The 21403-nt window shown below is 71.8% G+C and carries 22 protein-coding genes; 11 read left to right on the top strand and 11 right to left on the bottom strand.

Annotated elements, in window-relative coordinates:
• Positions 1 to 5 precede the first annotated feature (5 nt).
• On the bottom strand, positions 6 to 1085 hold the full coding sequence (locus K2X24_RS23350) for an efflux RND transporter periplasmic adaptor subunit (protein ID WP_292501608.1): 1080 nt from the start codon (positions 1083 to 1085) through the stop codon (positions 6 to 8).
• A gap of 268 nt (positions 1086 to 1353) precedes the next feature.
• On the opposite strand from K2X24_RS23350, the gene K2X24_RS23355 reads away from it, so the two are divergent.
• Positions 1354 to 2277, top strand: a complete 924-nt coding sequence (locus K2X24_RS23355) for a DMT family transporter (protein ID WP_292501611.1) — start codon at positions 1354 to 1356, stop codon at positions 2275 to 2277.
• 7 nt (positions 2278 to 2284) lie between these two features.
• Here the strand turns inward: K2X24_RS23355 and K2X24_RS23360 are convergent, their stop codons facing one another.
• On the bottom strand, positions 2285 to 3025 hold the full coding sequence (locus K2X24_RS23360; RefSeq protein WP_292501613.1) for an SDR family oxidoreductase: 741 nt from the start codon (positions 3023 to 3025) through the stop codon (positions 2285 to 2287).
• A gap of 81 nt (positions 3026 to 3106) precedes the next feature.
• Between K2X24_RS23360 and K2X24_RS23365 the strand changes: the two genes are divergently transcribed.
• Complete coding sequence (locus tag K2X24_RS23365) at positions 3107 to 3784, top strand: TetR/AcrR family transcriptional regulator (protein WP_292501616.1); 678 nt, start codon at positions 3107 to 3109, stop codon at positions 3782 to 3784.
• Between the two features lie 150 nt (positions 3785 to 3934).
• Here the strand turns inward: K2X24_RS23365 and K2X24_RS23370 are convergent, their stop codons facing one another.
• Positions 3935 to 4543, bottom strand: a complete 609-nt coding sequence (locus tag K2X24_RS23370; protein ID WP_292501617.1) for a flavin reductase family protein — start codon at positions 4541 to 4543, stop codon at positions 3935 to 3937.
• Between the two features lie 10 nt (positions 4544 to 4553).
• Entirely contained in the window at positions 4554 to 5117 is a 564-nt protein-coding gene (locus K2X24_RS23375; protein WP_292501619.1) for a nitroreductase, read from the bottom strand.
• A 194-nt stretch (positions 5118 to 5311) separates the two neighbouring features.
• On the opposite strand from K2X24_RS23375, the gene K2X24_RS23380 reads away from it, so the two are divergent.
• Entirely contained in the window at positions 5312 to 6253 is a 942-nt protein-coding gene (locus K2X24_RS23380; RefSeq protein ID WP_292501621.1) for a hypothetical protein, read from the top strand.
• Between the two features lie 41 nt (positions 6254 to 6294).
• Here K2X24_RS23380 and thrS read toward each other — a convergent pair whose 3' ends face one another.
• Positions 6295 to 8322 (bottom strand): threonine--tRNA ligase, encoded by a 2028-nt coding sequence (gene thrS, locus K2X24_RS23385; RefSeq protein ID WP_292501623.1) that lies wholly within the window; start codon positions 8320 to 8322, stop codon positions 6295 to 6297.
• 375 nt (positions 8323 to 8697) lie between these two features.
• Between thrS and K2X24_RS23390 the strand changes: the two genes are divergently transcribed.
• On the top strand, positions 8698 to 10092 hold the full coding sequence (locus K2X24_RS23390) for a 2-hydroxycarboxylate transporter family protein (protein WP_292501625.1): 1395 nt from the start codon (positions 8698 to 8700) through the stop codon (positions 10090 to 10092).
• Here the strand turns inward: K2X24_RS23390 and yidD are convergent.
• Positions 10073 to 10429, bottom strand: a complete 357-nt coding sequence (yidD, locus tag K2X24_RS23395) for a membrane protein insertion efficiency factor YidD (protein ID WP_292501645.1) — start codon at positions 10427 to 10429, stop codon at positions 10073 to 10075. The genes K2X24_RS23390 and yidD overlap by 20 nt on opposite strands.
• Before the next feature lie 4 nt (positions 10430 to 10433).
• Positions 10434 to 10874, bottom strand: coding sequence for an iron-sulfur cluster assembly scaffold protein (locus tag K2X24_RS23400; RefSeq protein ID WP_292501627.1), 441 nt, complete (start codon positions 10872 to 10874; stop codon positions 10434 to 10436).
• A gap of 238 nt (positions 10875 to 11112) precedes the next feature.
• On the opposite strand from K2X24_RS23400, the gene folE reads away from it, so the two are divergent.
• The 3 genes from folE to K2X24_RS23415 all read left to right on the top strand — a co-directional run bounded on the left by folE (position 11113) and on the right by K2X24_RS23415 (position 13544).
• Positions 11113 to 11952 (top strand): GTP cyclohydrolase I FolE, encoded by an 840-nt coding sequence (folE, locus tag K2X24_RS23405; protein WP_292501629.1) that lies wholly within the window; start codon positions 11113 to 11115, stop codon positions 11950 to 11952.
• A gap of 11 nt (positions 11953 to 11963) precedes the next feature.
• Entirely contained in the window at positions 11964 to 12380 is a 417-nt protein-coding gene (gene hisI, locus K2X24_RS23410) for a phosphoribosyl-AMP cyclohydrolase (protein ID WP_292501631.1), read from the top strand.
• Between the two features lie 159 nt (positions 12381 to 12539).
• The gene (locus K2X24_RS23415; protein ID WP_292501647.1) at positions 12540 to 13544 is read left to right on the top strand and encodes a patatin-like phospholipase family protein; all 1005 of its coding nucleotides are present in this window, start codon (positions 12540 to 12542) and stop codon (positions 13542 to 13544) included.
• 42 nt (positions 13545 to 13586) lie between these two features.
• Here K2X24_RS23415 and K2X24_RS23420 read toward each other — a convergent pair whose 3' ends face one another.
• Positions 13587 to 14018, bottom strand: a complete 432-nt coding sequence (locus K2X24_RS23420; RefSeq protein ID WP_243913176.1) for a CBS domain-containing protein — start codon at positions 14016 to 14018, stop codon at positions 13587 to 13589.
• A gap of 202 nt (positions 14019 to 14220) precedes the next feature.
• Positions 14221 to 15039, bottom strand: coding sequence for a rhomboid family intramembrane serine protease (locus K2X24_RS23425; RefSeq protein WP_292501633.1), 819 nt, complete (start codon positions 15037 to 15039; stop codon positions 14221 to 14223).
• 436 nt (positions 15040 to 15475) lie between these two features.
• Here K2X24_RS23425 and K2X24_RS23430 point away from each other — a divergent pair, with 436 nt between their 5' ends.
• Positions 15476 to 16084, top strand: a complete 609-nt coding sequence (locus tag K2X24_RS23430; protein ID WP_292501635.1) for a PAS domain-containing protein — start codon at positions 15476 to 15478, stop codon at positions 16082 to 16084.
• Positions 16085 to 16204: 120 nt separating this feature from the next.
• Positions 16205 to 16831, top strand: coding sequence for a PilZ domain-containing protein (locus K2X24_RS23435; RefSeq protein WP_292501636.1), 627 nt, complete (start codon positions 16205 to 16207; stop codon positions 16829 to 16831).
• 3 nt (positions 16832 to 16834) lie between these two features.
• On the opposite strand, the gene K2X24_RS23440 is transcribed toward K2X24_RS23435, so the two are convergent.
• Entirely contained in the window at positions 16835 to 18112 is a 1278-nt protein-coding gene (locus tag K2X24_RS23440) for a deoxyguanosinetriphosphate triphosphohydrolase (protein WP_292501639.1), read from the bottom strand.
• A 179-nt stretch (positions 18113 to 18291) separates the two neighbouring features.
• Between K2X24_RS23440 and K2X24_RS23445 the strand changes: the two genes are divergently transcribed.
• Positions 18292 to 18618, top strand: a complete 327-nt coding sequence (locus K2X24_RS23445) for an iron-sulfur cluster assembly accessory protein (protein WP_292501641.1) — start codon at positions 18292 to 18294, stop codon at positions 18616 to 18618.
• 131 nt (positions 18619 to 18749) lie between these two features.
• Positions 18750 to 20567, top strand: a complete 1818-nt coding sequence (locus tag K2X24_RS23450) for a hypothetical protein (RefSeq protein WP_292501642.1) — start codon at positions 18750 to 18752, stop codon at positions 20565 to 20567.
• 39 nt (positions 20568 to 20606) lie between these two features.
• Here K2X24_RS23450 and K2X24_RS23455 read toward each other — a convergent pair whose 3' ends face one another.
• Positions 20607 to 21317: an amino acid racemase gene (locus K2X24_RS23455; RefSeq protein ID WP_366934557.1), complete on the bottom strand. Its 711-nt coding sequence runs from the start codon at positions 21315 to 21317 to the stop codon at positions 20607 to 20609.
• Positions 21318 to 21403: the final 86 nt, after the last annotated feature.

Raw genomic sequence — 21403 nt, forward strand, 5'->3', positions numbered from 1 at the left:
TCGCCTCAATCGTCATCGACGCCGCCCGAGACCTGGAGCTGGCTCTTCATCTCCTCGGAGAGGAGCGCCTGAGCTCCCGAGAGCACGATCTCGGTGTCGCCGGGCAGGTCCTCCACCACGTAGGCGTCGGCCGACATCGGCGGATCGGCCTTGAGCCGGTGGCGGGCGAAGGCATCGGCTCCCACCGCCCTGTAGATCCAGGCCGCCCCCTGCCAGTGCACCACCGCCTCCTCGGGCACGCTCAGGCCCGTGACGCTGCGGTCGGCCGCCAGGAAGGCCAGCATGCTCATGCCGGGCAGGAAGCCGCTGTCGCCCGGCACGGTGTAGAAGAAGCTCAGGCCCTGGATGCGCGGATCCGTGCGGGTGGCGGGCGAGACGTAGGTCAGGGCGACCCGCGCGCTCTGGGGCGGTACCTCGGCGAAGGCCGCCGCCGGCGGGCCCTTCAGGCCCTCCCCCGGCGGCAGGGTGACCTGCACCAGGAAGTCGGTCCGCTCGATCAGCCGGGTGACGCCGGCCGAGCGCTCGACGATGGCCCGGCCGATCACCGGCCCCCATTCCTGCTGGGCGGTGGCCGAGAGGGTGCGCACCTGCGATTCCGCCGCCGCCAGGGCCGCCTGGTCGGTCTGGGCCGTGCCCCCGGCGGTCTCGAGCTGCACGGTGGTCGCGTATTGACCGAGCGACCTCGCCCGCTGGAGGGCGCTGCGCGAGACCTCGGCGCGGGCCTGGGCGGTCTGGAGGGCGGCCCGGGCGCTGGCATAGGCGTTGGTCAGGTCGGTGACCCGGGCGAGATCGAGGACGCTGCCATAGGCCTGCAACTCCTCCCGGTGGGCGGCGAGCGGCCGGGCCTCGGTGACGATGCCGATGCGGGCGCGCTCGGCGGCCGAGAGGCGCACCACGGTGCGGCCCTCCTCCACGGCGGTGCGCTGGGCCGGCAGGTGGGCGGGCTTCGCCGGCCCGGAGCGGGCCTGGAGCGCCGCGAGGCGTTCGCGCGCCTCGCCGAGGAGGGCGGCGCCCTGGGGCGAGACGGCGAGGCCGCCGAGGCCGGCCGCCAAAAGGCCGGCGAGGAGGAGGGATCGCCACGTCACCGGATGTCTCGCCCTCCCCGATTGGTCCGCGGCCGTGTCGCCGCGTTCCGGGCCGGCATAACCTTATCCACCGGCATAGGGAATCGGCGCGCCCGTCGATAGCGCGGGCGGATCGATAGCGGGGGATGGGTGCGGCCCTTGGGGGGCGGATACGAGCGGATTTCGATGGCGGCGTTGCGCCGGGCGGCCTGTCCCCGCGCGGCACGACGGGCTATCCCCGCCCGCATCGACCGGCCTCGGGCCCGGCGAGCCCAGGGAGATCCGCCCCATGCGCGTCCCGGAGACGCCCGCCGGACGCGCGGACGCGCCGGTGGCCACGGCCTACCCGCTCCTCGTGTTCACGATGCTGCTCTGGGGCGGCAACGTGGTGGCGAGCAAGTGGGCGGCGGGCGAGGTCTCGCCCCAGGTGCTCACCTGCCTGCGCTGGGCCTTCGCCTGCCTCGCCCTGGCGCTGCCGGCGCGGGCGGGCTTCGTGGCGGAGTGGGACCGGCTGGCCCGCCACTGGCGCTACGTGCTGCTGATGGGAGCCTGCGGCTACACCCTCTACGCCAGCCTGTTCTACGCCGCCGGGCTGTTCACCAGCGGCATCAACATCGCCCTGTTCCAGGGGTCGATCCCGGTTCTCGTCATCCTGATCAACTACGCCGTGCTCCGGGTGGCGGTGACGGGCGCGCAGGTGCTGGGCGTCGCCGTGACGCTCGCGGGCGGCGTGGTGGCGGCGACCCACGGCGACTGGCGGGTGCTCGCCACCTTCGCCTTCAACCGGGGCGACGTGCTGATGCTGGTCGCCTGCCTGCTCTATGCCGGCTACACCGTGGCGCTCTCGCGCCGCCCCAAGGTCTCGGGTCTGAGCTTCTTCACCGCGGTGGCGCTCTCGGCCCTCGTGACATCCCTGCCACCGCTCTACGCCGAATGGGCGCTGGGCCACACGATCTGGCCGACCCGCAAGGGCTGGGTCATCGTGCTGTTCGTGGCGCTGGGGCCTTCGCTCGTCGCACAGCTCGCCTTCATGCGCGGCGTCGAGCTGATCGGCCCGAACCGGGCCGGTCTCTTCGTCAACCTCGTGCCGATCTTCGGGGCCGGCCTCGCCATCCTGCTGGTGGGTGAGCCCTTCCGCTGGCACGAAGGCCTGGCGCTGGCCCTCGTCATCGGCGGCATCGCCATCGCCGAGCGCCTGGGGCGTCGGCGCTGAGGAACGCTCAGGCGTTGAGGCCGCCATCCACCGTGACGACGGACCCGCTGATCTGCCGCGCGGCCGGGCTCACCAGGAAGGCCACGGCGGCGGCCACGTCCTCCGGCGTGCCGTAGCGCCCGAGGGGCGTCAGGGCGCGGATCCCGTCGGACTGCGCGCCGTCGGCCGGGTTCATGTCGGTGTCGGTCCCGCCGGGCTGCACGAGGTTCACGGTGACGTCGCGGGGTCCGAGTTCGCGCGCCAGGCCCCGGGTGAAGGCGAGAAGCGCGGATTTCGTCATCGAGTAGACCGTCACGCCCGGGAAGGGCACGCGCTCGGCGAGGCAGGAGCCGATCGAGACGATGCGGCCCCCCTGCCCCAGATGCGGGATGGCGGCCTGAGAGGCCAGCACCACCGAGCGCACGTTGACGTCGAGGAGCGCGTCGATGTCGGAGAGATCCATCTCCGCGACCGCGCCGTAGCGGGCGATGCCCGCATTGTTGACGAGGATGTCGAGACCGCCGAGCCCGTCGACCGCCGCGTCGACCGAGCGCTTCACCGCAGCGGCATCGCCGCTGTCGGCCTGGATGGCGAGGCCGCGCCGGCCCTTCTGCTCGATGGACCGCACCACCTCGGCTGCGCGCTCGGCCGACCGCTCGTAGGTGATGGCGACGTCCGCCCCCCTGTCCGCGAGGGCCAGCGCGATGGCGGCGCCGATGCCCCGCGCGGCGCCCGTGACGAGGGCACGCTTGCCAACCAGTTCCGTCATGGTCCATCCTTTTATGTATCGATCGACACAGAATTGGTAGGCGGGTTGGCGGGACGGGTCAAGCGATTTATAGATTGATCGATGCAGAATTCAGATCCGCCGCCAGCCGGCCCCCCCGAACCGGTTCGCGGACGCGGGCGGCCGCGGGCGTTCGACCGTGCCGCCGCCCTGGGCCAGGCGACCCGGCTGTTCTGGCTCAAGGGCTACGAGGCGACCTCCATCGCCGACCTGACGGAGGCGATGGGGATCGGATCGCCCAGCCTCTACGCCGCCTTCGGGTCCAAGGAAGCGCTCTATGCCGAGGCCCTGCGCCACTACAACGAGACCTACGAGGCGCTGGTCTGGGCCCGGTTCCGGTCCGCCGGGACGGCCCGCGAGGCGGTCCTGGCGCTTCTGCGTGACTCGGCTGCAGTCCTGACGGGCTCCGTCGCCGATCTTCCCCTCGGCTGCATGGTGACGCTCTCGGCGGTGGGCAGCGAGGGCCGCTCGGGCCTCGGCGACCTGGTGCGGTCCGCCCGGGCCGTCGCCCTCGAACGCCTGGAGGCGCGCCTCGGGCAGGCCGTGGCGGCGGGCGAGCTTCCGGCCGCGACCGACATCCGCGCCCTCGCCCGCTACGTGCAGACCCTCCAGAGCGGCATGTCGATCCTGGCGCGCGACGGGGCGGGGCGCGCCGAACTGGAGGCCGTGGCCGAGATCGCGATGGTGAGATGGGATGCCGGGACGCCGGACCGCGACGGCGCGGCAGGCGCGCCTGCCTAAGCGGGTTTCGCAAAAGTGGTCGCCGGTTTCGCGGCTCAAACCTGCGACATAACGAAGAGCTAAGCAGGGTGGAGCGTTGGCTTGCCAACGTGAACCTGCTTAGGTGCTTGGCTTGTCGCGGATGTCCGCAGGCCCTTCCGGGGAAGCCGCTTAGCCCCCGCCGGCCGGACGGCGCAGCTCGAACCGGGTCTTGGACTCGGCGGTGAAGTAGTCGAAATAGCCGCCGCGCAGGATCGGCCGCATGGCGCCGGTGTCGACGAGGCCGTTCGTGATGAAGCGGTCGTCGATGTAGATCGAGACCACCTGCCCGATCACCAGGAAATGCGAGGCGTCGCTGCCGTCGAGCGGCGTCAGCGGCACGGTCTGCAGCCACTTGCACTCCAGGGCGGCCGGCGATTCGGCGACCCGGGGCGGCCGCACTTTTCGCGATGGCGCCGGGGTCAGGCCCGCATAGGCGAACTCGCTCGTCCCGCGCGGCAGGGGCGCCGAGGTGGCGTTCACCGCCTCGCGCAGGTCGTAGGTGGCGATGTTGCAGACGAACTCACCGCCCTCCTCCGCGAAGGTCATCGCGTCCTTGCGCCCAGCCGAGGAGAACATGACCATGTCGGGACCCGCCGCCACGGCGTTGAAGTAGGAATAGGGTGCGAGGTTGACCGCGCCGTCGCGGTTCATCGCGCTGATCCAGCCGATCGGGCGCGGGGCCACCAGGGCCTTCAGCGGGTTGTGCGGCAGGCCCTTGGTCTCGGCGTCGTAGTGCATGGGGTGCCCCTCAGAGCCGGGTGACGATGTCGGCCAGCGCCGGGCGGGGCCGGTCGGGCGGCACCTCGTCGGCGCGCCCGATGTGGATGAACCCCGCGAGGCGCTCGCCGGGGTCGAGGCCGAGGACGTCGAGGATGCGGGAATCGTAGGCGAACCACTCGGTGAGCCAGGCGGTGGCGTAGCCCGCGGCGTTGGCCGCCACCACGAGGTTCATCGCCACGGCGCCGGCCGAGAGCACCTGCTCCCATTCCGGGATCTTGACGTGCGGGCCGGCCCGCGACACCACCGCCACCACCAGGGGCGCCAGGGCGAGACGGTTGCGCTCCAGCTCCAGGCGGGCGGCGTCGGCCTCCGGATGGTCGGCGGCATAGGCCGCCGCGATGGTCTCGCCGATGCGGGTCCGGGCATCGCCGGCGATCACCAGGAAGCGCCAGGGGGCCAGCTTGCCGTGGTCCGGCACGCGCGACGCGATGGTGAGGAGCGCGTCGAGCTCGGCCGCGTCCGGGCCCGGCTCTCCCAGGCGGAGGGGCGGGACCGAGCGGCGGGTGCGCAGGAGATCGAGGGTGGCGTTCATGGCATCCCTGGAGCAGGATCGGGCGGGTGGAGGCTGAGCCGCGAAAAGGGCCCGGGGGCGGCGCGGCCTTGCCGCCGCCATGGTCCGCTTCCAGAGGGCGGGCACCGGGGCGCGGCGGCCGCCCGTGACATGGCGCGTCGGCGGCGGATTGGCAACGCCGGCGGGGCGCCCCGGTCGGGATTGGGAGGTGCGGGATGGCGCGGGCAGGGTACGGATCGGTCTTGCTGGGCTGCGCCCTCCTCCTCGGCGTCCATCCCGGGGTCGCCTCGGCGCAGGACGGCAACGCCTTCCACAACCGGATCGGGCCCAACCTCCCCTCGCCCACCCTGTCGGCCCCCGCGATGTCCGATCCCTCGGTGCCACCGCTGCCCAGCGCGGCGAGCGCGGCGCTCGCCCTCTCGGCGGTGTTCGCCGGCGGCGACAAGCCCCTGCGTTCCGGGCTCGCCTGGCGCATCTACGAGGACCGCACGGACGGGACGAAGCCCGCCATCGTCGCCCGCTCCGAGGCGGCCGAGCCGAGCTTCACCCTGGCGCCGGGCGCTTACGTCGCCACCGTGACCTACGGCTTCGCCAGCGCCTCGCGCCGGGTCGTCATGGCGGGCCAACCGGCCTCCGAGCAGCTCAAGGTCAGCGCCGGGGCGCTCAAGCTCTCGGGGGCCATCGGCGACGTGAAGCTCAGCCCCGAGCAGCTCGCCTTCTCGGTCTTCGTACCGATCGGGACGAACTCGGAGGGGCGCCTCGTGCGCAGCGGCGTCAAGGCGGGCGAACTCCTGCGCCTGCCCGAGGGCACCTACCACGTGGTCTCGACCTATGGCGGCTCGAACGCGATCCAGCGCGCCGACCTCAAGGTGGAGAACGGCAAGGTCACGGACGCCACCCTGAACCACCGTGCCGCCACCCTGACCCTCAAGCTCGTGGCGGCCGAGGGGGCGGAGGCCTTCGCGGGCACCGCCTTCTCGGTGCTGACGCCGGGCGGCGACACCATCCGCGAGGCCATCGGGGCCTTCCCGCAGGTGACCCTGGCGGAGGGGGACTACGTCCTGATCGCCCGCCACGACGGGCAGGTCTACACCCGCGAGTTCAAGGTCGAGAGCGGCCTCAACCGCGACGTCGAGGTCATCGCCAAGGCGGGCTGACGCCGGCCCCCGCCCCGTGCAAGGGGCGGGCCCCGCGGGCCCTACGGCGTCGGCGCCTCGCCGTGCTGGCCGTCTAGGGCGACGTTCTCGCTCGGCACGGTCTCGGCCACCGCATCCGCCCGGATGCGGTCCGGCGCGGTCGCCTCCGCCACCAGGGCGGCCAGGGTCTCGTCGAGGCCGCCGGTGCGGGTGTGCTGGCTGCCGAGGCGCCGCACCGAGACCGTGCGATCCTCGCCCTCCTTGCGGCCGACGACCAGCATCACCGGCACCTTGGCCAGCGAGTGCTCGCGGACCTTGTAGTTGATCTTCTCGTTGCGCAGATCGGCCTCGACGCGCAGGCCGAGGCGGTTCGCAGCGGCCACGACCTCCCGGGCATAGGGGTCGGCGTCGCCCGTGATGGTGGCCACGACGATCTGCACGGGCGCGAGCCAGAGCGGGAAATGCCCCGCGAAATGCTCGATCAGGATGCCCGTGAAGCGCTCCAGCGAGCCGCAGATGGCGCGGTGGACCATGACCGGGGGCTTCTTGCCGCTCTCGGCATCGACGTAGAACGCGCCGAAGCGCTCCGGCAGGTTGAAGTCGACCTGCGTGGTGCCGCACTGCCAGTCGCGCCCGATGGCGTCGCGCAGCACGTACTCGAATTTCGGCCCGTAGAAGGCGCCCTCCCCCGGGTTGATCGCCGTCTTGATCCGGCCGCCGGACTGCTCCTCGATCTGGGTGAGCACCCGGGTCATGACCTCTTCGGCATGGTCCCAGAGTGCGTCCGAGCCGACCCGCTTCTCGGGGCGGGTGGAGAGCTTCACCACGATCTCGCCGAAGCCGAAATCCGCGTAGGTGGAGAGGATCAGGTCGTTGATCTTCAGGCACTCGTCGGCGAGCTGGTCCTCCGTGCAGAAGATGTGCGCGTCGTCCTGGGTGAAGCCGCGCACCCGCATCAGGCCGTGCATGGCGCCGGACGGCTCGTAGCGATGGACCACGCCGAACTCGGCCATGCGGAGCGGCAGGTCGCGGTAGGATTTCAGGCCGTGCTTGAAGATCATCACGTGGCCGGGGCAGTTCATCGGCTTCAACGCGAACCAGCGCTTGTCCTCGGCCTCGTCGCCCGCGCTCTGGGCCGCGAACATGTTCTCGCGGTACCAGCCCCAGTGGCCGGAGGTCTCCCACAGGGCCTTGTCGAGGATCTGGGGGGCGTTGACCTCCTGGTAGTCGCCGCGCAGGCGCCGGCGCATGTAGGCGATCAGCTCCTGGAACACCGTCCAGCCCTTGGCGTGCCAGAACACGACGCCCGGCCCCTCCTCCTGGAAGTGGAACAGGTCCATCTCGCGCCCCAGGCGCCGGTGGTCGCGGCGCTCGGCCTCCTCCAGCCGGTGCAGATAGGCGTCGAGGTCCTCCTTCGAGGCCCAGGCGGTGCCGTAGATGCGGGTCAGCATCGGGTTGTTGGAATCACCCCGCCAGTAGGCGCCCGCCACCTTCATCAGCTTGAAGGCGGTGCCGACCTTGCCCGTCGAGGTCATGTGCGGGCCGCGGCAGAGGTCGAACCAGTCGCCCTGGCGGTAGACCTTGAGATCCTCGCCGGGCGGGATCGCGTCCACGAGTTCGACCTTGTAGGCCTCGCCCTTCTCGGCGAAGAGCGCCCGGATGTCGTCGCGCTTCCAGATCTCCTTCGTGAAGGGGGCGTCGCGGGCGATGATCTCGCGCATCTTCGCCTCGATCTTCGGGAAGTCCTCCGGCGTGAAGGGCTCGTCCCGGGCGAAATCGTAGTAGAATCCGTTCTCGATCACCGGGCCGATGGTGACCTGCGTACCCGGCCACAGGGCCTGCACCGCCTCGGCCAGCACGTGGGCGCAGTCGTGCCGGATCAGCTCGAGGCTGCGCGGGTCGGCGCGGTCGAGGAACTCGATTCGGGTATCCCGCTCGATCGTGTCGTCGAGGTCGCGCACGGTGCCGTCGAGCGCCATGGCGACGGTGCGCTTGGCCAGGGACTTGGCGATGCCCTCGACGACCGCGCGGCCGGTGATCGCGGCGTCGTAGCTGCGGGTGTTGCCGTCGGGGAAGGTCAGGATCGGCATGGCCGGGGCTCCTTGGAGGCTCACTCCTGCGTACGCGGCAGGTAAGCGGGGGCGGTTTTCGGATCGGGGCGGCCGCGATGCGGCGCCGCGCCGGGCCGTTTAGACCCATTCGCCGCGGGAAGGAACGCGAATTCCGAGCGGGGCGGATCGCGCCGGGGCCGGAGCATCGCCGGACCGGCGGTCCCTGACAATCGCGCGTGATCCTCAAGCACCATCGCGGCCCGTGCCGGCCGATCAATTGACAAGGCCGGCCCGACCCGACTGATGCTGGCCCCCGGCCTTCCGTTCCGCACGGTTGAGACCAGAAAAAAGTCCAAAAATCAGAACCGAGCCGGCCCCGCGGGGCAAAAAGGGCTTTCGCCGGGAGACACGTTCATGCCGAGCCCCGTACCGACGGCGCACCCCGAGGGCGTCGCGATCACCACGACGGCCCACCTGCCGGGGGGACGGGCCGAGACGCGGCGATTCTGGCCGCAGGGCTGGTGGCGCCTCGTCGACATCCAGATCGGCATCATCCCGCTGCCCGTCTACCTGATCCTGGTGGTGCTGCTCTGGGTGCTGACCGCCGAGGGCGAGATCAAGGCCGACGCGCCGACGATGATCGCCGTCCTGGTGCTCGGCGGCTTCACCTGCGCGGAGATCGGCAAGCGCCTGCCGGTCCTGCGCCAGATCGGGGCGGGGGCGATCTTCGCCACCTTCATCCCCTCGGCGCTGGTCTACTACGCGCTGATCCCGGGTCCGATCGTCAAGGCGATCACGGACTTCACCAAGTTCACCAACTTTCTCTACCTCTACATCGCGGCCATCATCGTCGGCAGCATCTTAGGCATGGACCGGGCGGTGCTGATCAAGGGCTTCCTCAAGATCTTCGTCCCCCTCGGCCTCGGCTCCCTGGCGGCGGGTTGCGTCGGCACCCTGGTGGGCACGCTCCTCGGCCTCGGCACCCACCACACCTTCTTCTTCATCGTGGTGCCGATCATGGCCGGCGGCGTCGGCGAGGGCGCGATCCCGCTCTCCATCGGCTACGGCGGCATCCTCGGCATCCCGCAGGGCGACGTCTTCGCCCAGGTGCTGCCGCCGGTGATGCTGGGCAGCCTCACGGCGATCATCCTGGCCGGCACCCTGAACTGGGTGGGCAAGCGCAAGCCCCACCTCACCGGCGAGGGCCGCCTGCAGCCCGACACCGAGAACGACATGGAGGCGGGCACGCCCGTGGAGACCGGCCCGATCGACGCCGCCACGGTGGCGGCGGCCGGCCTCACGGCGGTGACGCTCTACCTGCTGGGCGTGATGTGCCACCACCTCACCGGCCTGCCCGCCCCCGTGGCGATGCTGTTCCTGGCGGTGCTGGCCAAGCTCGCCAGCGCGGTCTCGCCCCGGCTCCAGGCCGGCGGCTTCATCGTCTACAAGTTCGTGCAGGTCGGCATGACCTACCCGCTGCTCTTCGCCATCGGCGTCTCGCTCACCCCCTGGGACAAGCTGGTGGCGGCCTTCACGGTCCCGAACCTCATCACCATCGTGGCCACCGTCGTCACCCTGATGGCGACGGGCTACGGCGTCGGGCGCCGACTCGGAATGTACCCGATCGAGACCGCCATCGTGAACGCCTGCCACAGCGGCCAGGGCGGCACCGGCGACGTGGCGATCCTCACCGCCGCCAACCGGATGACCCTGATGCCCTTCGCCCAGATTGCCACCCGCATCGGCGGCGCCCTCACGGTGACGGGGACGCTGGTGTTCCTGAAGTGGATCACGGCGGCGCCGGTCTAGTCGCCCCCTCTCCCACCGCCTCGCAGGCGACGGCCTCGCAGGCGAACGGCGAGGGCGGCGCGTTGACCCCGCGCCAGCGGCCGTAGCGCCAGGGGGTGAACCAGGCGGCGCGCGGCGGCAGCGCCTCCGGCACCAGGTCGATGCCGTGGGTGCCGAGGGGACCGCAGCGGCAGATCCGGGAAAACCCGATCCAGCCGCCCGCCCAGAGCCCGTGCCGCTGGATCGCCGCGTCGGTGTAGTGCGAGCACGAGGGCCAGTGCCGGCACTGGCGGCCGATCAGGCTCGACAGGGTGAGCTGATAGGTGCGGATCGCCCCGTGGGCGACACGGCGGAGCAGCATGCTACTCGGCCGCCGCCCTGGCCTCGATCCGGTCGAGGGCATCCACCACCGCGTCGAAGGTCAGCAGCGTCGAGGCGTGGCGTGCCTTGAAGTCGCGCACCGGCTCCAGCACGGCGAGGTCCGCCCAGGTGCCCGCCGGCGCCGGCCCGTTCTCCTTGAGCATCCGCCGCATCGCGGCGCGGACCTCGCGCAACTCCTCTGCGCTGGCGCCGACCACGTGGCGCGCCATCAGCGAGGACGAGGCCTGGCCCAGGGCGCAGGCCTTCACCTCGTGGGCGAAGTCGGTGACCGTGCCGTCCCGCACCGCCAGATCTACCGTGACGGTGGAGCCGCAGAGCTTCGAATGCGCGGTGGCGCTGGCATCCGGCGCCGGCAGGCGCCCGAGGCGCGGGATGTCGGCGGCCAGTTCGAGGATGCGACGGTTGTAGATGTCGTCGAGCATGGCGTTCCGTTCCGTCTGCGACCTGATCCGCGCGCCCGCCGGGTGACCGGCTTCCGATCCGAAGGGCTGATCCGCGCGGCCCGCATTGCGCGCCGGCGCGATAACGTCGATATAGGCGCCAACGCACCGTTTCGCGAGGAGGCGGCTCGTCGACCCTGGCCGCGCCCACGGCCAGGGTCGCGCCACGGCAGACGGCACCGTCCGGGCATCGGCCGCTCCACGGCCCCATGGTTCGACGATGTACGCAAAGCCTGACAGCCACCCGATGACGACCCGGATCGCCCGGGCGGAAGATGCCATGGATGCCGCGCTCAAGTCCCTTTCCTACCGCCTGACCGAGACGGAGGAATCCGGGATGGAACCGACCCGCCAGAACGGCGCCCTCAGCACCATGCGCAACGACAATGCGCGCGTCGCCGAGGCGCCCGCGCCCGAGACGGCCCGGGAGCCCGAGATCGCTCCCCTGCCCGCCTCTGCTCAGCGGGTGCCGGACGCCATCGCCACCGGCCGCCCGAGCCGCGAGGAGGCGGAGGCCGCCGTGCGCACGCTCCTGCGCTGGGCCGGCGACGACCCGAATCGCGAGGGCCTGCGCGACACCCCGGCTCGGGTGGTGAAGGCCTACGGCCAGATCTTCGGCGGCTACGAGCAGGACGCCGACGCGCTCCTCGAGCGGGTCTTCGAGGAAGTCGAGGGCTATTCCGATATCGTGCTGGTGCGCGACATCCCGTTCTACTCCCATTGCGAGCACCACATGGTGCCCTTTATGGGGCTGGCGCACATCGCCTACTACCCGACCAAGGGCGTGGTCGGCCTGTCGAAGCTCGCCCGCGTGGTCGACACCTTCGCCCGCCGCCTGCAGACCCAGGAGACCATGACGGCGCAGATCGCCGACGTGATCGAGAGCATCCTCAAGCCCCGCGGCATCGCCGTGATGGTCGAGGCCGAGCACCTCTGCATGGCGATGCGCGGCGTCCAGAAGGCCGGCGTCTCCACCATCACCACCCAGTTCCGCGGCGCCTTCCGCAACGACGCCAACGAGCAGGTCCGCTTCCTCACCCTCGTGCGCAACAAGTCCTGAGCCGGCCCGCCATGACGAGCGCCTTTCCGGAGCCCGGTGGCCGGGCCGAGGTCGAGGAGGGGGCGGTCTTCACCCCCCGCTTCGACGCCAACGGCCTCGTCTCCTGCATCGCCGTCGATGCCGCCGACGGGCAGGTGCTCATGCTCGCCCACATGAACGCCGAATCCCTGGCCCGCACCCTGGAGACCGGCGAGGCCTGGTACTGGTCGCGCTCCCGGGGCGAGCTCTGGCACAAGGGCGCCACCAGCGGTCAGGTCCAGCGCGTCGTCGAGATGCGGGTCGATTGCGACCAGGACGCCGTGCTGATCCGGGTCGCGGTCGGCGGCGACGGCGGCTGCTGCCACACCGGCCGGCGCACCTGCTTCTATCGCCGCGTCGATCACGATCCGGCGACCGGGCAGGCGATCCTGCGGCCCGCCGATGCCTGATCCCGGTGCGATGCGGACCTGTTCGATGCGGGTCCGGCCGCGCCGCGCCGCGTCGTGCGTCCCGTTTTCTTGCGTCCCGTGTTCCTGCGTCCCGTGTTCCTGCGTCCCCAGTCCCTGCACGCCGTGTCGATGATGTGGGACGGCCTGTCCCCGGGGGCCGTGCGGGCCGAAATCCGGCAAGCCGCGCCCGCGCGCTTTCCCGCCGGTGCCGTCGAGCCCGTGTCGGCGCCGCAGGCTCCGGGTCCGCGCATCGGCCTCGCCCTCGGCGGCGGCTCGGCCCGGGGCTGGTCGCAGATCGGGGTGATCGAGGTGCTGGAGGAGGCCGGCATTCACCCGGCCGTGGTGGCGGGCTGCTCGATCGGTGCGGTGGTGGGCGGCTGTTACGCGGCGGGCCAGCTCGGCCTGCTCAAGGCCTTCGCCCTGTCGCTGACCCGGCGCAGCGTGATGGGGCTCCTCGACCTACGGCTCCGCTCCGGCCTCATCGCGGGGGATCGCCTGAAGCGGCGCCTCCAGCACGATCTGGCCGACCGCCGTATCGAGGGGCTGCCGATCCGCTTCGCCAGCGTCGCCACCGACCTCGACAGCGGCGAGGAGGTCTGGCTCACCCGGGGCTGCCTCGTGGAGGCCCTGCGCGCCTCCTACGCCCTGCCCGGTATCTTCCCGCCGGTGCGCTGCGGCGGCCGGCTCCTCCTCGACGGCACCCTGGTCAACCCGGTGCCGGTGACGATCGCGCGGGCGCTGGGGGCCGACCTCGTGATCTGCGTCAACCTCAACGGCGACCCGCGCCCCGGCGTGCGGGACGCCCCGCCCGCGCGGATCACGGCCGAGGCGGTGCTGCCCGTCCCCCGCCGGCCCCGGCGCTGGATCCTGCGCCGTCCGGGCCCGCGCGGGGCCGGAGGCGGCGAGCCCGAGCGGGCGAACGGACTCGCCACCCCGGGCATGGCGCGGGTGATGCTCGACGCCTTCAACATCACGCAGGATCGGATCTCGCGGGCGCGGCTCGCGGGCGACCCGCCGGACATCGCCATCGTGCCGCGCTTGTCCGAGATGGGCCTGTTCGAGTTCCACCGGGCCACCGAGGGGATCGCCCTCGGCCGGGAGGCGGCCCGCGCCGCCCTGCCTCAGATCCGCGGCCTCGTGGCGGCGGCGGCCGCCCGGATCTGAGGTGGATCGCGGCCGGTGGCGCGAAGCTCCGGCCGGTCCGGTTCAGGCCATGGTGATGTAGTCGCGCATCGCCCGATGCTCGGCCTCGACGGCCTCGATCCGGCGCTTGACCACGTCGCCGATGGAGATGAGGCCGGTGAGCCGGCCGTCCTCGACCACGGGCACGTGGCGGAAGCGGCCATCGGTCATGAGGTGCATCACCTCCTCGATGCTGCAGGCGCGGGTGCAGGTGGTGACCTCGGCGGTCATGTGCTCGGAGACCAGGGCGTCGAGGGCATTGGCGCCCTTGGCCGCCAGCGCCCGCATGATGTCGCGCTCGGAGAGGATGCCGCGTACCGCCCCGTCCGCATCGCTGACGACGACGGCGCCGATGCGCTTCTCGGCCAGAAGGTGGATGGCCTCGTCGAGGGTGCGCTGCGGCTCCACCGTGATGACGGATCGGCCCTTCTCGGCGAGGATGCGAGCGACGGTCATGGACGTGTCCTTTTCCTGAATTCACCCGTTGGACGGGGTGGCCGGGCTTGGCCAGTCGCGGCACGGTGCCCGGCTCGGTCTGTGGCGATTGTGTGGCCCCGGCGCGCACATGGCAAGATCCCGCAGGCCCAAGGCGTGCGGATCGCAGGATAATTCAGGTCTTGGAATAATTCGGGGTTTGGACGCTGGCCGGAACCTGCCGTCAGCGCCCGTGGCGGTCGATCAGCGGCAGGAGGAAGAAGCCCGCGACGAAGCCGCCGAGATGCGCGTCCCAGGCGACCGACGTCGCCTCGGCACCGAGCGGCAGGGCGATGATGCCGAACAGAAAGTTCGTGACGAGCCAGATGCCCAGGAACATCACCACCGTGCGGTTGCGCATCAGTTCAGGGATCGTCTGCAGCGGCGGCGGCGCGGGACGCTGCCAGGGCGCTCCGCCCCCGGCGTAGACGGGGGGCGGCCGGAACACGAAGCGCGCCGCCGCCGCCATCAGGGCGGAGACCCCCGCCGACGCCCCGATCAGGGGCGCGGTGCTCAAGGGGTCGAGGATGACGTGGAGGATGCCGCCCGCCACCGCGCCGGCCAAGGCGACGAGGCCAAAGCGCCAGGGACCGTAGCGGCGGGCCACCGGCGAGCCGAATGCGGCGAGCCAGACCGTGTTGAAGATGACGTGCATCCACGAGCCGTGCAGCAGCGCGTAGGTGGCGAAGGTCCAGGGCATCGCGGCAGGCTCGGCCGCCACGTAGCGGGCGAAGGCCTGACGGGCCTGGACCACGTCGGGATCCCCCGCCAGGGTCGCGGCGTTCGCCAGCAGATCCCCGGCCCGGGCCGGGTCGAGGGCCACGCTCCAGCGCCCCGGGATCAGCGCGAGGTCGATCAGCGCCGCGATGTCCCAGGTGTCCGGCAGCACGAATTCCCGCAGGGCGTGGATGCCCACCAGGACCCCGATCGACGCGGTGACCACCCCCGGCATGTTGAAGATCGGAACGCGGTTCTGGGGCGGCAGGTCGGGCGTGGCATCCATGGCGACACCATGTCGGCCCCCGGACCGACCCGGCAAGTCCTTCACGGCGTGAAAGGCCCGCGCGGCGCGAAAAACGGGAGGACGCGCGCGGGCGCCCTCCCCGAGGTGGAAGGCCGCCGGGTGACGCCTGAGCGTTCCCGGGCACCGGCAAGGACCAGCAAGCCGCCGGGCCGGCAGGGCCGACCCGCTCCTTCCCGTGTCTCGCCGGAGAGCGGCGCGGCCTCCCTTCGGCGAGGACCGCAACTTCGCCTGAAACTTGGTGGTGGACAACCCACCCGGACCGTTAACCTTGACCGAAACTTAACGGCGCGCCGAAAATGCGGACGGCATAGGCTGTGCGGGTGACGGACCACATCCTTCGGATCCGGTCCGGTTCGCGCCGGCGGTTTCCGAGTTCGAGACGGTTCGCTTCTGAGCCGTGCCAATGTGGGACACCATGAAGCACCCGACCAGCCGTATGCTCCACAGCTACTGGGACCGCCTGCGCCGTGCGCGCGCCGCCCCCGAGCGCAGCGAGATCGAACCCGGCGAGATCCGCAATCTCCTGGCCGACAGCCTCATCCTCGAAGTCGACATGTCCCGTTCCGCGGCCTCGGTCCGGCTGGCCGGAACCCATGTCTGCGCCCTGTTCGGGCGCGAGCTGAGGGGCCGGTCCTTCGGCGAGATCTGGGGCACGCCCGACGCCGATCCGTGGCGGCTGGTCGAGGCCGTGGCCGTCGACACGGTCGGGGTCGTGGCGGGCCTGCAAGGCACCACGGAGCGCGACGAGGCCGTCGACCTCGAATTGCTGCTGCTCCCCCTGCGCCATCATGGCGAGACCCACTCGCGCATCCTGGGCGCGCTCAGCCCGGCCTGCGTGCCCCACTGGCTCGGCATCCGTCCGGTGACGCGCCTGCGGGCGACCTCCATGCGCATCCTGGGACACGAGCCGGCTCCGGCCGCCCTCGACGCCGAGGCGACGCTGCGCAACCTGCCCGAGCCCGCCAACGATACCGCCCCGCTCCGCCGGGGGCATCTCCTCGTTCATCCCGGCGGGCGGTCCTGATACGCCGGGCGCGAGGCCGCCGACGTTTTTCGAGGCGTCTCGCTGCGGTCGCGCAAAACTTTCGTAACGCCGGCTGCCTATTTCTACCGGGAGTGAGTCCTCGAAACGAGTACGCCCGCCATGATCGAGGCCGCCCCGCGTTCCGCCGCGAAGCCCTACCGTGATATCCGGGGCTCCGACTTGCGTCGGCATCAGCGCGTCAAGGTCTCGATGCTCGGCCGCTACATGCTGTCGGACCGGCGGGAATATCCCTGTCAGACCGTGGACATGTCGCCCGGTGGCGTCCGCCTGACCTGCGCGGTCGTGGGCGACTTCCGGGAACGCGTCGTCCTCTACCTCGAGCATATCGGCCGGATCGAGGGCACCATCGCCCGCCTGCTGCCTGGCGGCTTCGCCGTTCAACTTATCGCGACCCCACGCAAGCGTGACAAGATCGCCTCGCAGTTGACCTGGCTCGCCAACCGCGATTCGCTCGGGTTGCCCGAGGGCCGGACCCACGAGCGCCTCACGCCGCACGTGGCCGGTGTCGTCCTGCGCCTGGAGAGCGGCCGCGAGGTGCCGGCCCGGATCATCGATCTCTCGATGTCCGGCGTCGCCCTCTCCACGGCGACCGCCCCGCCCCTCGGCGCGACCGTGATGGTCGGGCGCACCCCGGGCCGGGTCGTGCGCTACTTCGAGGGCGGCCTCGGCGTGCAGTTCATGCTGCCGATCTCCCCCGACCTGTTCCACGAGGGTTTGACGCTCTGAGCGTCACGGCTCCGCCAGCGGCAGGCCGCGGCTGTTGGGGCGCCAGAGCAGGTCCGGCGTCTCGGTGAAGAGCTGCTTGTGGGCCAGCGCCGCGTAGGTGTCGGTCATGCCCGCGATGTAGTCGGCGACCCGGCGGGCGATGCGGCCCTCCCCCGCCCCCGCCAGGTCCGCCGACCACTCGTCCGGCATCGCCCCGGGCTCCGCCGTGAACCGGGCGAACAGGTCGGACACGATCAGGTTGGCTTTCTCCCGCACCGCGAGCACGCCGGGATGGCGGTACATCCGGGCGAACAGGAAGGCCTTGATCTCCGCATCCGCCCGCGCGATCGCCTCCGAGAAGGCGATGACCGGCGCCCGCGCCGCCCGGATGTCGGCGACCGAGCGCGGATCGAGGGCGGCGATGCGCCGGGTGCTCTCGGCGATCACGTCCTCCACGAAGCGGGTGATGACGCGCCGCGCCAGCTCGTGGATCTTTCGCGAGGCTTCGAGATTCGGATGGAGCCGGTCGATCTCGTCGAGGAGGCCGCGCAGGAACGGCACCTCGGCGAGGTCGGAGAGATCGAACAGGCCGGCGCGCAGGCCGTCGTCGAGGTCGTGGCTGTCGTAGGCGATGTCGTCGGCGAGCGCCGCGGCCTGCGCCTCGGGCCCGGCGAAGCGGGTGAGTTCGAGGTCGTTGAGGGCATTGTACTCGACGATCGCGGCCGGGATGCCGCGCGCCGTCCAGCGCCGGGTCGGGCGCCCGTCCGGCTCCAGCAGGGGACCGTTGTGCTTGACGAGGCCCTCCAGGGTTTCCCAGGCGAGGTTGAGCCCGTCGAAGCCGGCGTAGCGCCGCTCCAGCCGGGTGACGAGGCGCAGGGCCTGGGCGTTGTGGTCGAAGCCGCCATGGGCCGCCATGCAGGCGTCCAGGGTGTCCTCGCCCGTATGCCCGAAGCAGGTGTGGCCGAGGTCGTGGCTCAGGGCGAGCGCCTCGGCGAGGTCCTCGTCGAGGCCGAGCGCCCGCGCGAGCGCCCGGGCGATCTGGCTCACCTCCAGGGTGTGGGTCAGCCGCGTCCGGTAGTGGTCGCCCTCGTGATGGACGAAGACCTGGGTCTTGTGCTTGAGGCGCCGGAAGGCCGAGGAGTGGATGATGCGGTCGCGGTCGCGCTGGAAGTCGCTGCGCGTGGGCGAGATCGCCTCCGGGATCAGGCGCCCGCGGGTGGCCGCCGGGTCGGTGGCATAGGGCGCCCGCCAGCGCTCGCCGCGCCGGCGGACTTCCGCCCGCTCCCTCTCGTCTGCCGGCATCACGTCTCGCTGTTCCAGAATCGCACCAGCCCCGGTCCGGGCTCCTGACGCACCGTCGCGTTGCAGCATCGGTCCCCCGGGCATATCTTGTGTTCCCCGACATTTGTTCCAATGCCGTCCCGGCCCACGATCGGCCGGAACGCCGGCGGATCTCGACATCACCCCGCGAGTGCACCCGGATGGCCGACATCACCCTGACGCCCCGCGCCGCCAAGCGCATCAACGAGATCATGGGCGCCGAGCCGCCCGGCGCCTCCCTGCGGATCAGCGTGAACGGCGGCGGCTGCTCGGGCTTCTCCTACGCCTTCGACATCGAGCGGGCGCGGGCGGCCGACGACGTCGCGATCGAGCGCGACGGCGCCACCGTCCTCGTCGACCCGACGTCGCTGGAATACATGAGCGGTTCGACCATCGATTTCGTGAACGACCTGATCGGGCAGTCCTTCAAGATCGAGAACCCGCTGGCCACCGCCTCCTGTGGCTGCGGAACCTCGTTCTCCCTGTGAGGCGCGCGGGACCGGTCGCGACCGCCGTGCCGCGATTGCCTCGCGCGTGAAACTGCGTCACGGATGAGCCCGCTCTTCCGACAGCGCCACCCAAGTGCGCGCCACCCAAGTCAGCGATCCCGGATACGCCCATGACCCGCTCGAAAGGCCGCCCCCTCCGTGCGTGGGCGACCGGCGCCTCGGCCTGCGTCCTCGTCCTTCTCGGGGCCGGCCTCACGGCGCGGCCCGCGCCGGTGCTGGCCCAGGAGGCTGCCTCGGCGGTGCAGGACGTGACGCTGCAGGACGTGACCTTCGCCTTCGGCGACACCGTGCTCAAGGCGCCCCGTATCACCGCCAGCGGCACGCGCCTCTCCAAGGACGAACTCACCGCCCTGCTGAAATCCGGCCCCGGCGAGTCCTGGCCGGCCCGCCTCGTCCGGCTGGACGCCGCGAGCTTCGCGATTCCCGAGTTGCGGGTGGAGCGCGCGGGGCCGGCCGCGGCCCCGGTCGTGACCTATCGCGACGTCATGGCGCGGGATGTCCGCGCCGGCCGCATCGCCGAACTGACCGCCGCCGGGGCCTCGATCCTCGTCGCCGGCGGCCCGCAGAAGGGGACCGGCACCTATGGCCGCCTGCGGGCGACGGATGTCGACCTCGCCGTGCTGGCCCGCCTCTACGGCGAGCCGGGCGACGGCAAGAGCGCCCTGCAGCGGGTCTACGCCACCTTCTCGGTGGACGAGGTCGCCTACGTGGATGCCCGCGGCACCGCCGTCACCATCGCGCGGATCGAGGGACGCGACCTCAGCGGCCGCCAGATCCCGGCCACCTGGACCGGGGCGCTCCAGGCCTTCACGGGCGTCGATTACGACACGATCGCCCCCGCCGACCGCACGCGCCTGCTGACCCTGGGGGCCGACCTCGCCGAGGCGGTCTCCCTCGGCACCCTGGAGGCGACCGGCCTCAGCGTGCAGGAGGCCAAGCCCCGCGACGCGTTCCGCCTCGGCATCGCCCGGATGGGGATGACCAATGCCGGCGGCACCCTGGAGGACATCACCTTTTCGGGCGGTGACGGTGCCAAGGCCCGCATCGCCCGCCTCTCCCTGGACGGCTTCTCCCTGAGCCCCACCATCGCGGCCCTGCGCAAGCTCGCGGCCCTGACGGCGGAGCCCTCCGAGGCCGATCTGCGCCTGCTCACGCCGGCCATTGGCACCCTGGCGCTCAAGGATCTCAGCCTCGACCTGCCGCCCGAGCCGGCGACTCCGCGCGGCCCCCGCGATCCCGCCGACGCGACGGGTGCGATGCATGTGGGCTTGCGGGACGCCGCCCTAAACTTCGCCCCGCCCCGCGACGGGGTGCCGACCGCCGGGCGTATCAGCCTGTCGGGGCTGACCCTGCCGGCTTCGGCGGTGGCGGGGGTACCGGGCCTGGGCTCCCTCGGCCTCTACGGCTACAGCGACCTCGACCTCGCCGTCGTGGCCGACACCTCCTGGGACGAGGCGGCCCGGGAGCTGAAGCTCAGCGAGGTCTCGATCTCCGGCAAGGACATGGGCCGCGTGCGCATCAACGGCATGATCGGCGGTATCGGCCCGGAGGTGTTCAACCCGGACGTGGCGATCTCGAGTTTCGCCATGCTGTCGGCCACCGCCAAGGCGCTGGACCTCACCATCGAGAATACCGGCCTGTTCGACCGCTTCATCGCCGCCCAGTCGAAGGTGCTCAGCCTCAAGCCCGAGGAGCTGAAGCAGGAATACGTCACCGCCAGCGTCTTCGGCGTGCCCGCGATCCTGGGCAACTCGGCGGGTGCGAAGGCGGTGGGCGCCGCCATGGGCCAGTTCGTGACGAAGCCCGGCACCCTCTCCCTCAGCCTCCGGCCCAAGAACGGCACCGGCATCGGCATGCTGGAATTCGGTGCGGCCCCGACCCCGGCGGCCCTGTTCGACCGGCTCGACGTCAACGCCAAGGCGAACTGAGACGGCGCGCCGAGGCAGGCCGCGCCCCGGGCGGGCGGATCACGCCGCCCGGCTCGCCGGGACGGCGGCGGCGATGCAGGCCCGCGCCAGGGCGTCGGTCGCGTCGAGCAGCGCGGCGCCGAGCGGCTCCGCCGTGTCGCACAGGGCGAGCGGGATCTCGGTGCAGGCCATCACCACCTGCCGGCACCCGCCCGCCATCAGCGCCGCGGCCGCGGCCTCCAGCAGCGGCCGGGCCTCGGCGCCCCGTCCCGCCTTGACGAGGCGCACCGCCCGCATCACCGCGGCCTGGTCGGTGGGCACGCGGCAGGTAAAGCCGTGGCAGCCGAGATGACGCGGATAGAGCCCCGTCCGAAGGGTGCCGTCGGTGGCGAGCAGGCCCACGGGCCCGCCGGCCAGACCCCTGTGGGCGAGCGCCGTCGCCACCGCGTCGACGATGTGGAGGATCGGGATGGGCGTCAGGGCCTGGAGCGCGCCGTGCCAATGATGGGCGGTGTTGCAGGGGATCGCGAGGCGAGTGGCGCCGGCCGCCTCCAGACGGCGCAGCGCCAGGGTCATCGCCGGCAGCGGGTCGGGCCCCTGCCCCAGGATCGCCCGGGTCCGGTCGGGAATGTCGGCGGCCTGGGCCACCATCACGGCGAGATGGTCCTGATCACGGGCGGCGGGCGTCGCCTCCACGAGCTTGCGAAGGAAATCCACCGTCGCCATCGGCCCCATGCCGCCCAGCACGCCCAGCACCTCGCTCCCCGCCATCGCCCAAATTCCTCGCCGCTGTCCCGGTGACGGGATGCGCGAAGTCCGGCCCGGGCGCCAATGCCGTGTCGGAAAGCCCCATGCGG

It is taken from the genome of Methylobacterium sp. (genome assembly GCF_019750675.1).
Taxonomy (GTDB): Bacteria; Pseudomonadota; Alphaproteobacteria; order Rhizobiales; family Beijerinckiaceae; genus Methylobacterium.

Bases quoted from the DNA above. Each gene is read 5' to 3' on its own strand.
- K2X24_RS23355 (WP_292501611.1), top strand. From the start codon at position 1,354: ATGCGCGTCCCGGAGACGCCCGCCGGACGCGCGGACGCGCCGGTGGCC.
- K2X24_RS23360 (WP_292501613.1), bottom strand. From the start codon at position 3,025: ATGACGGAACTGGTTGGCAAGCGTGCCCTCGTCACGGGCGCCGCGCGG.
- K2X24_RS23365 (WP_292501616.1), top strand. From the start codon at position 3,107: ATGCAGAATTCAGATCCGCCGCCAGCCGGCCCCCCCGAACCGGTTCGC.
- K2X24_RS23370 (WP_292501617.1), bottom strand. From the start codon at position 4,543: ATGCACTACGACGCCGAGACCAAGGGCCTGCCGCACAACCCGCTGAAG.
- K2X24_RS23375 (WP_292501619.1), bottom strand. From the start codon at position 5,117: ATGAACGCCACCCTCGATCTCCTGCGCACCCGCCGCTCGGTCCCGCCC.
- K2X24_RS23380 (WP_292501621.1), top strand. From the start codon at position 5,312: ATGGCGCGGGCAGGGTACGGATCGGTCTTGCTGGGCTGCGCCCTCCTC.
- thrS (WP_292501623.1), bottom strand. From the start codon at position 8,322: ATGCCGATCCTGACCTTCCCCGACGGCAACACCCGCAGCTACGACGCC.
- K2X24_RS23390 (WP_292501625.1), top strand. From the start codon at position 8,698: ATGCCGAGCCCCGTACCGACGGCGCACCCCGAGGGCGTCGCGATCACC.
- K2X24_RS23400 (WP_292501627.1), bottom strand. From the start codon at position 10,874: ATGCTCGACGACATCTACAACCGTCGCATCCTCGAACTGGCCGCCGAC.
- folE (WP_292501629.1), top strand. From the start codon at position 11,113: ATGTACGCAAAGCCTGACAGCCACCCGATGACGACCCGGATCGCCCGG.
- hisI (WP_292501631.1), top strand. From the start codon at position 11,964: ATGACGAGCGCCTTTCCGGAGCCCGGTGGCCGGGCCGAGGTCGAGGAG.
- K2X24_RS23420 (WP_243913176.1), bottom strand. From the start codon at position 14,018: ATGACCGTCGCTCGCATCCTCGCCGAGAAGGGCCGATCCGTCATCACG.
- K2X24_RS23425 (WP_292501633.1), bottom strand. From the start codon at position 15,039: ATGGATGCCACGCCCGACCTGCCGCCCCAGAACCGCGTTCCGATCTTC.
- K2X24_RS23430 (WP_292501635.1), top strand. From the start codon at position 15,476: ATGAAGCACCCGACCAGCCGTATGCTCCACAGCTACTGGGACCGCCTG.
- K2X24_RS23435 (WP_292501636.1), top strand. From the start codon at position 16,205: ATGATCGAGGCCGCCCCGCGTTCCGCCGCGAAGCCCTACCGTGATATC.
- K2X24_RS23440 (WP_292501639.1), bottom strand. From the start codon at position 18,112: ATGCCGGCAGACGAGAGGGAGCGGGCGGAAGTCCGCCGGCGCGGCGAG.
- K2X24_RS23445 (WP_292501641.1), top strand. From the start codon at position 18,292: ATGGCCGACATCACCCTGACGCCCCGCGCCGCCAAGCGCATCAACGAG.
- K2X24_RS23450 (WP_292501642.1), top strand. From the start codon at position 18,750: ATGACCCGCTCGAAAGGCCGCCCCCTCCGTGCGTGGGCGACCGGCGCC.
- K2X24_RS23455 (WP_366934557.1), bottom strand. From the start codon at position 21,317: ATGGCGGGGAGCGAGGTGCTGGGCGTGCTGGGCGGCATGGGGCCGATG.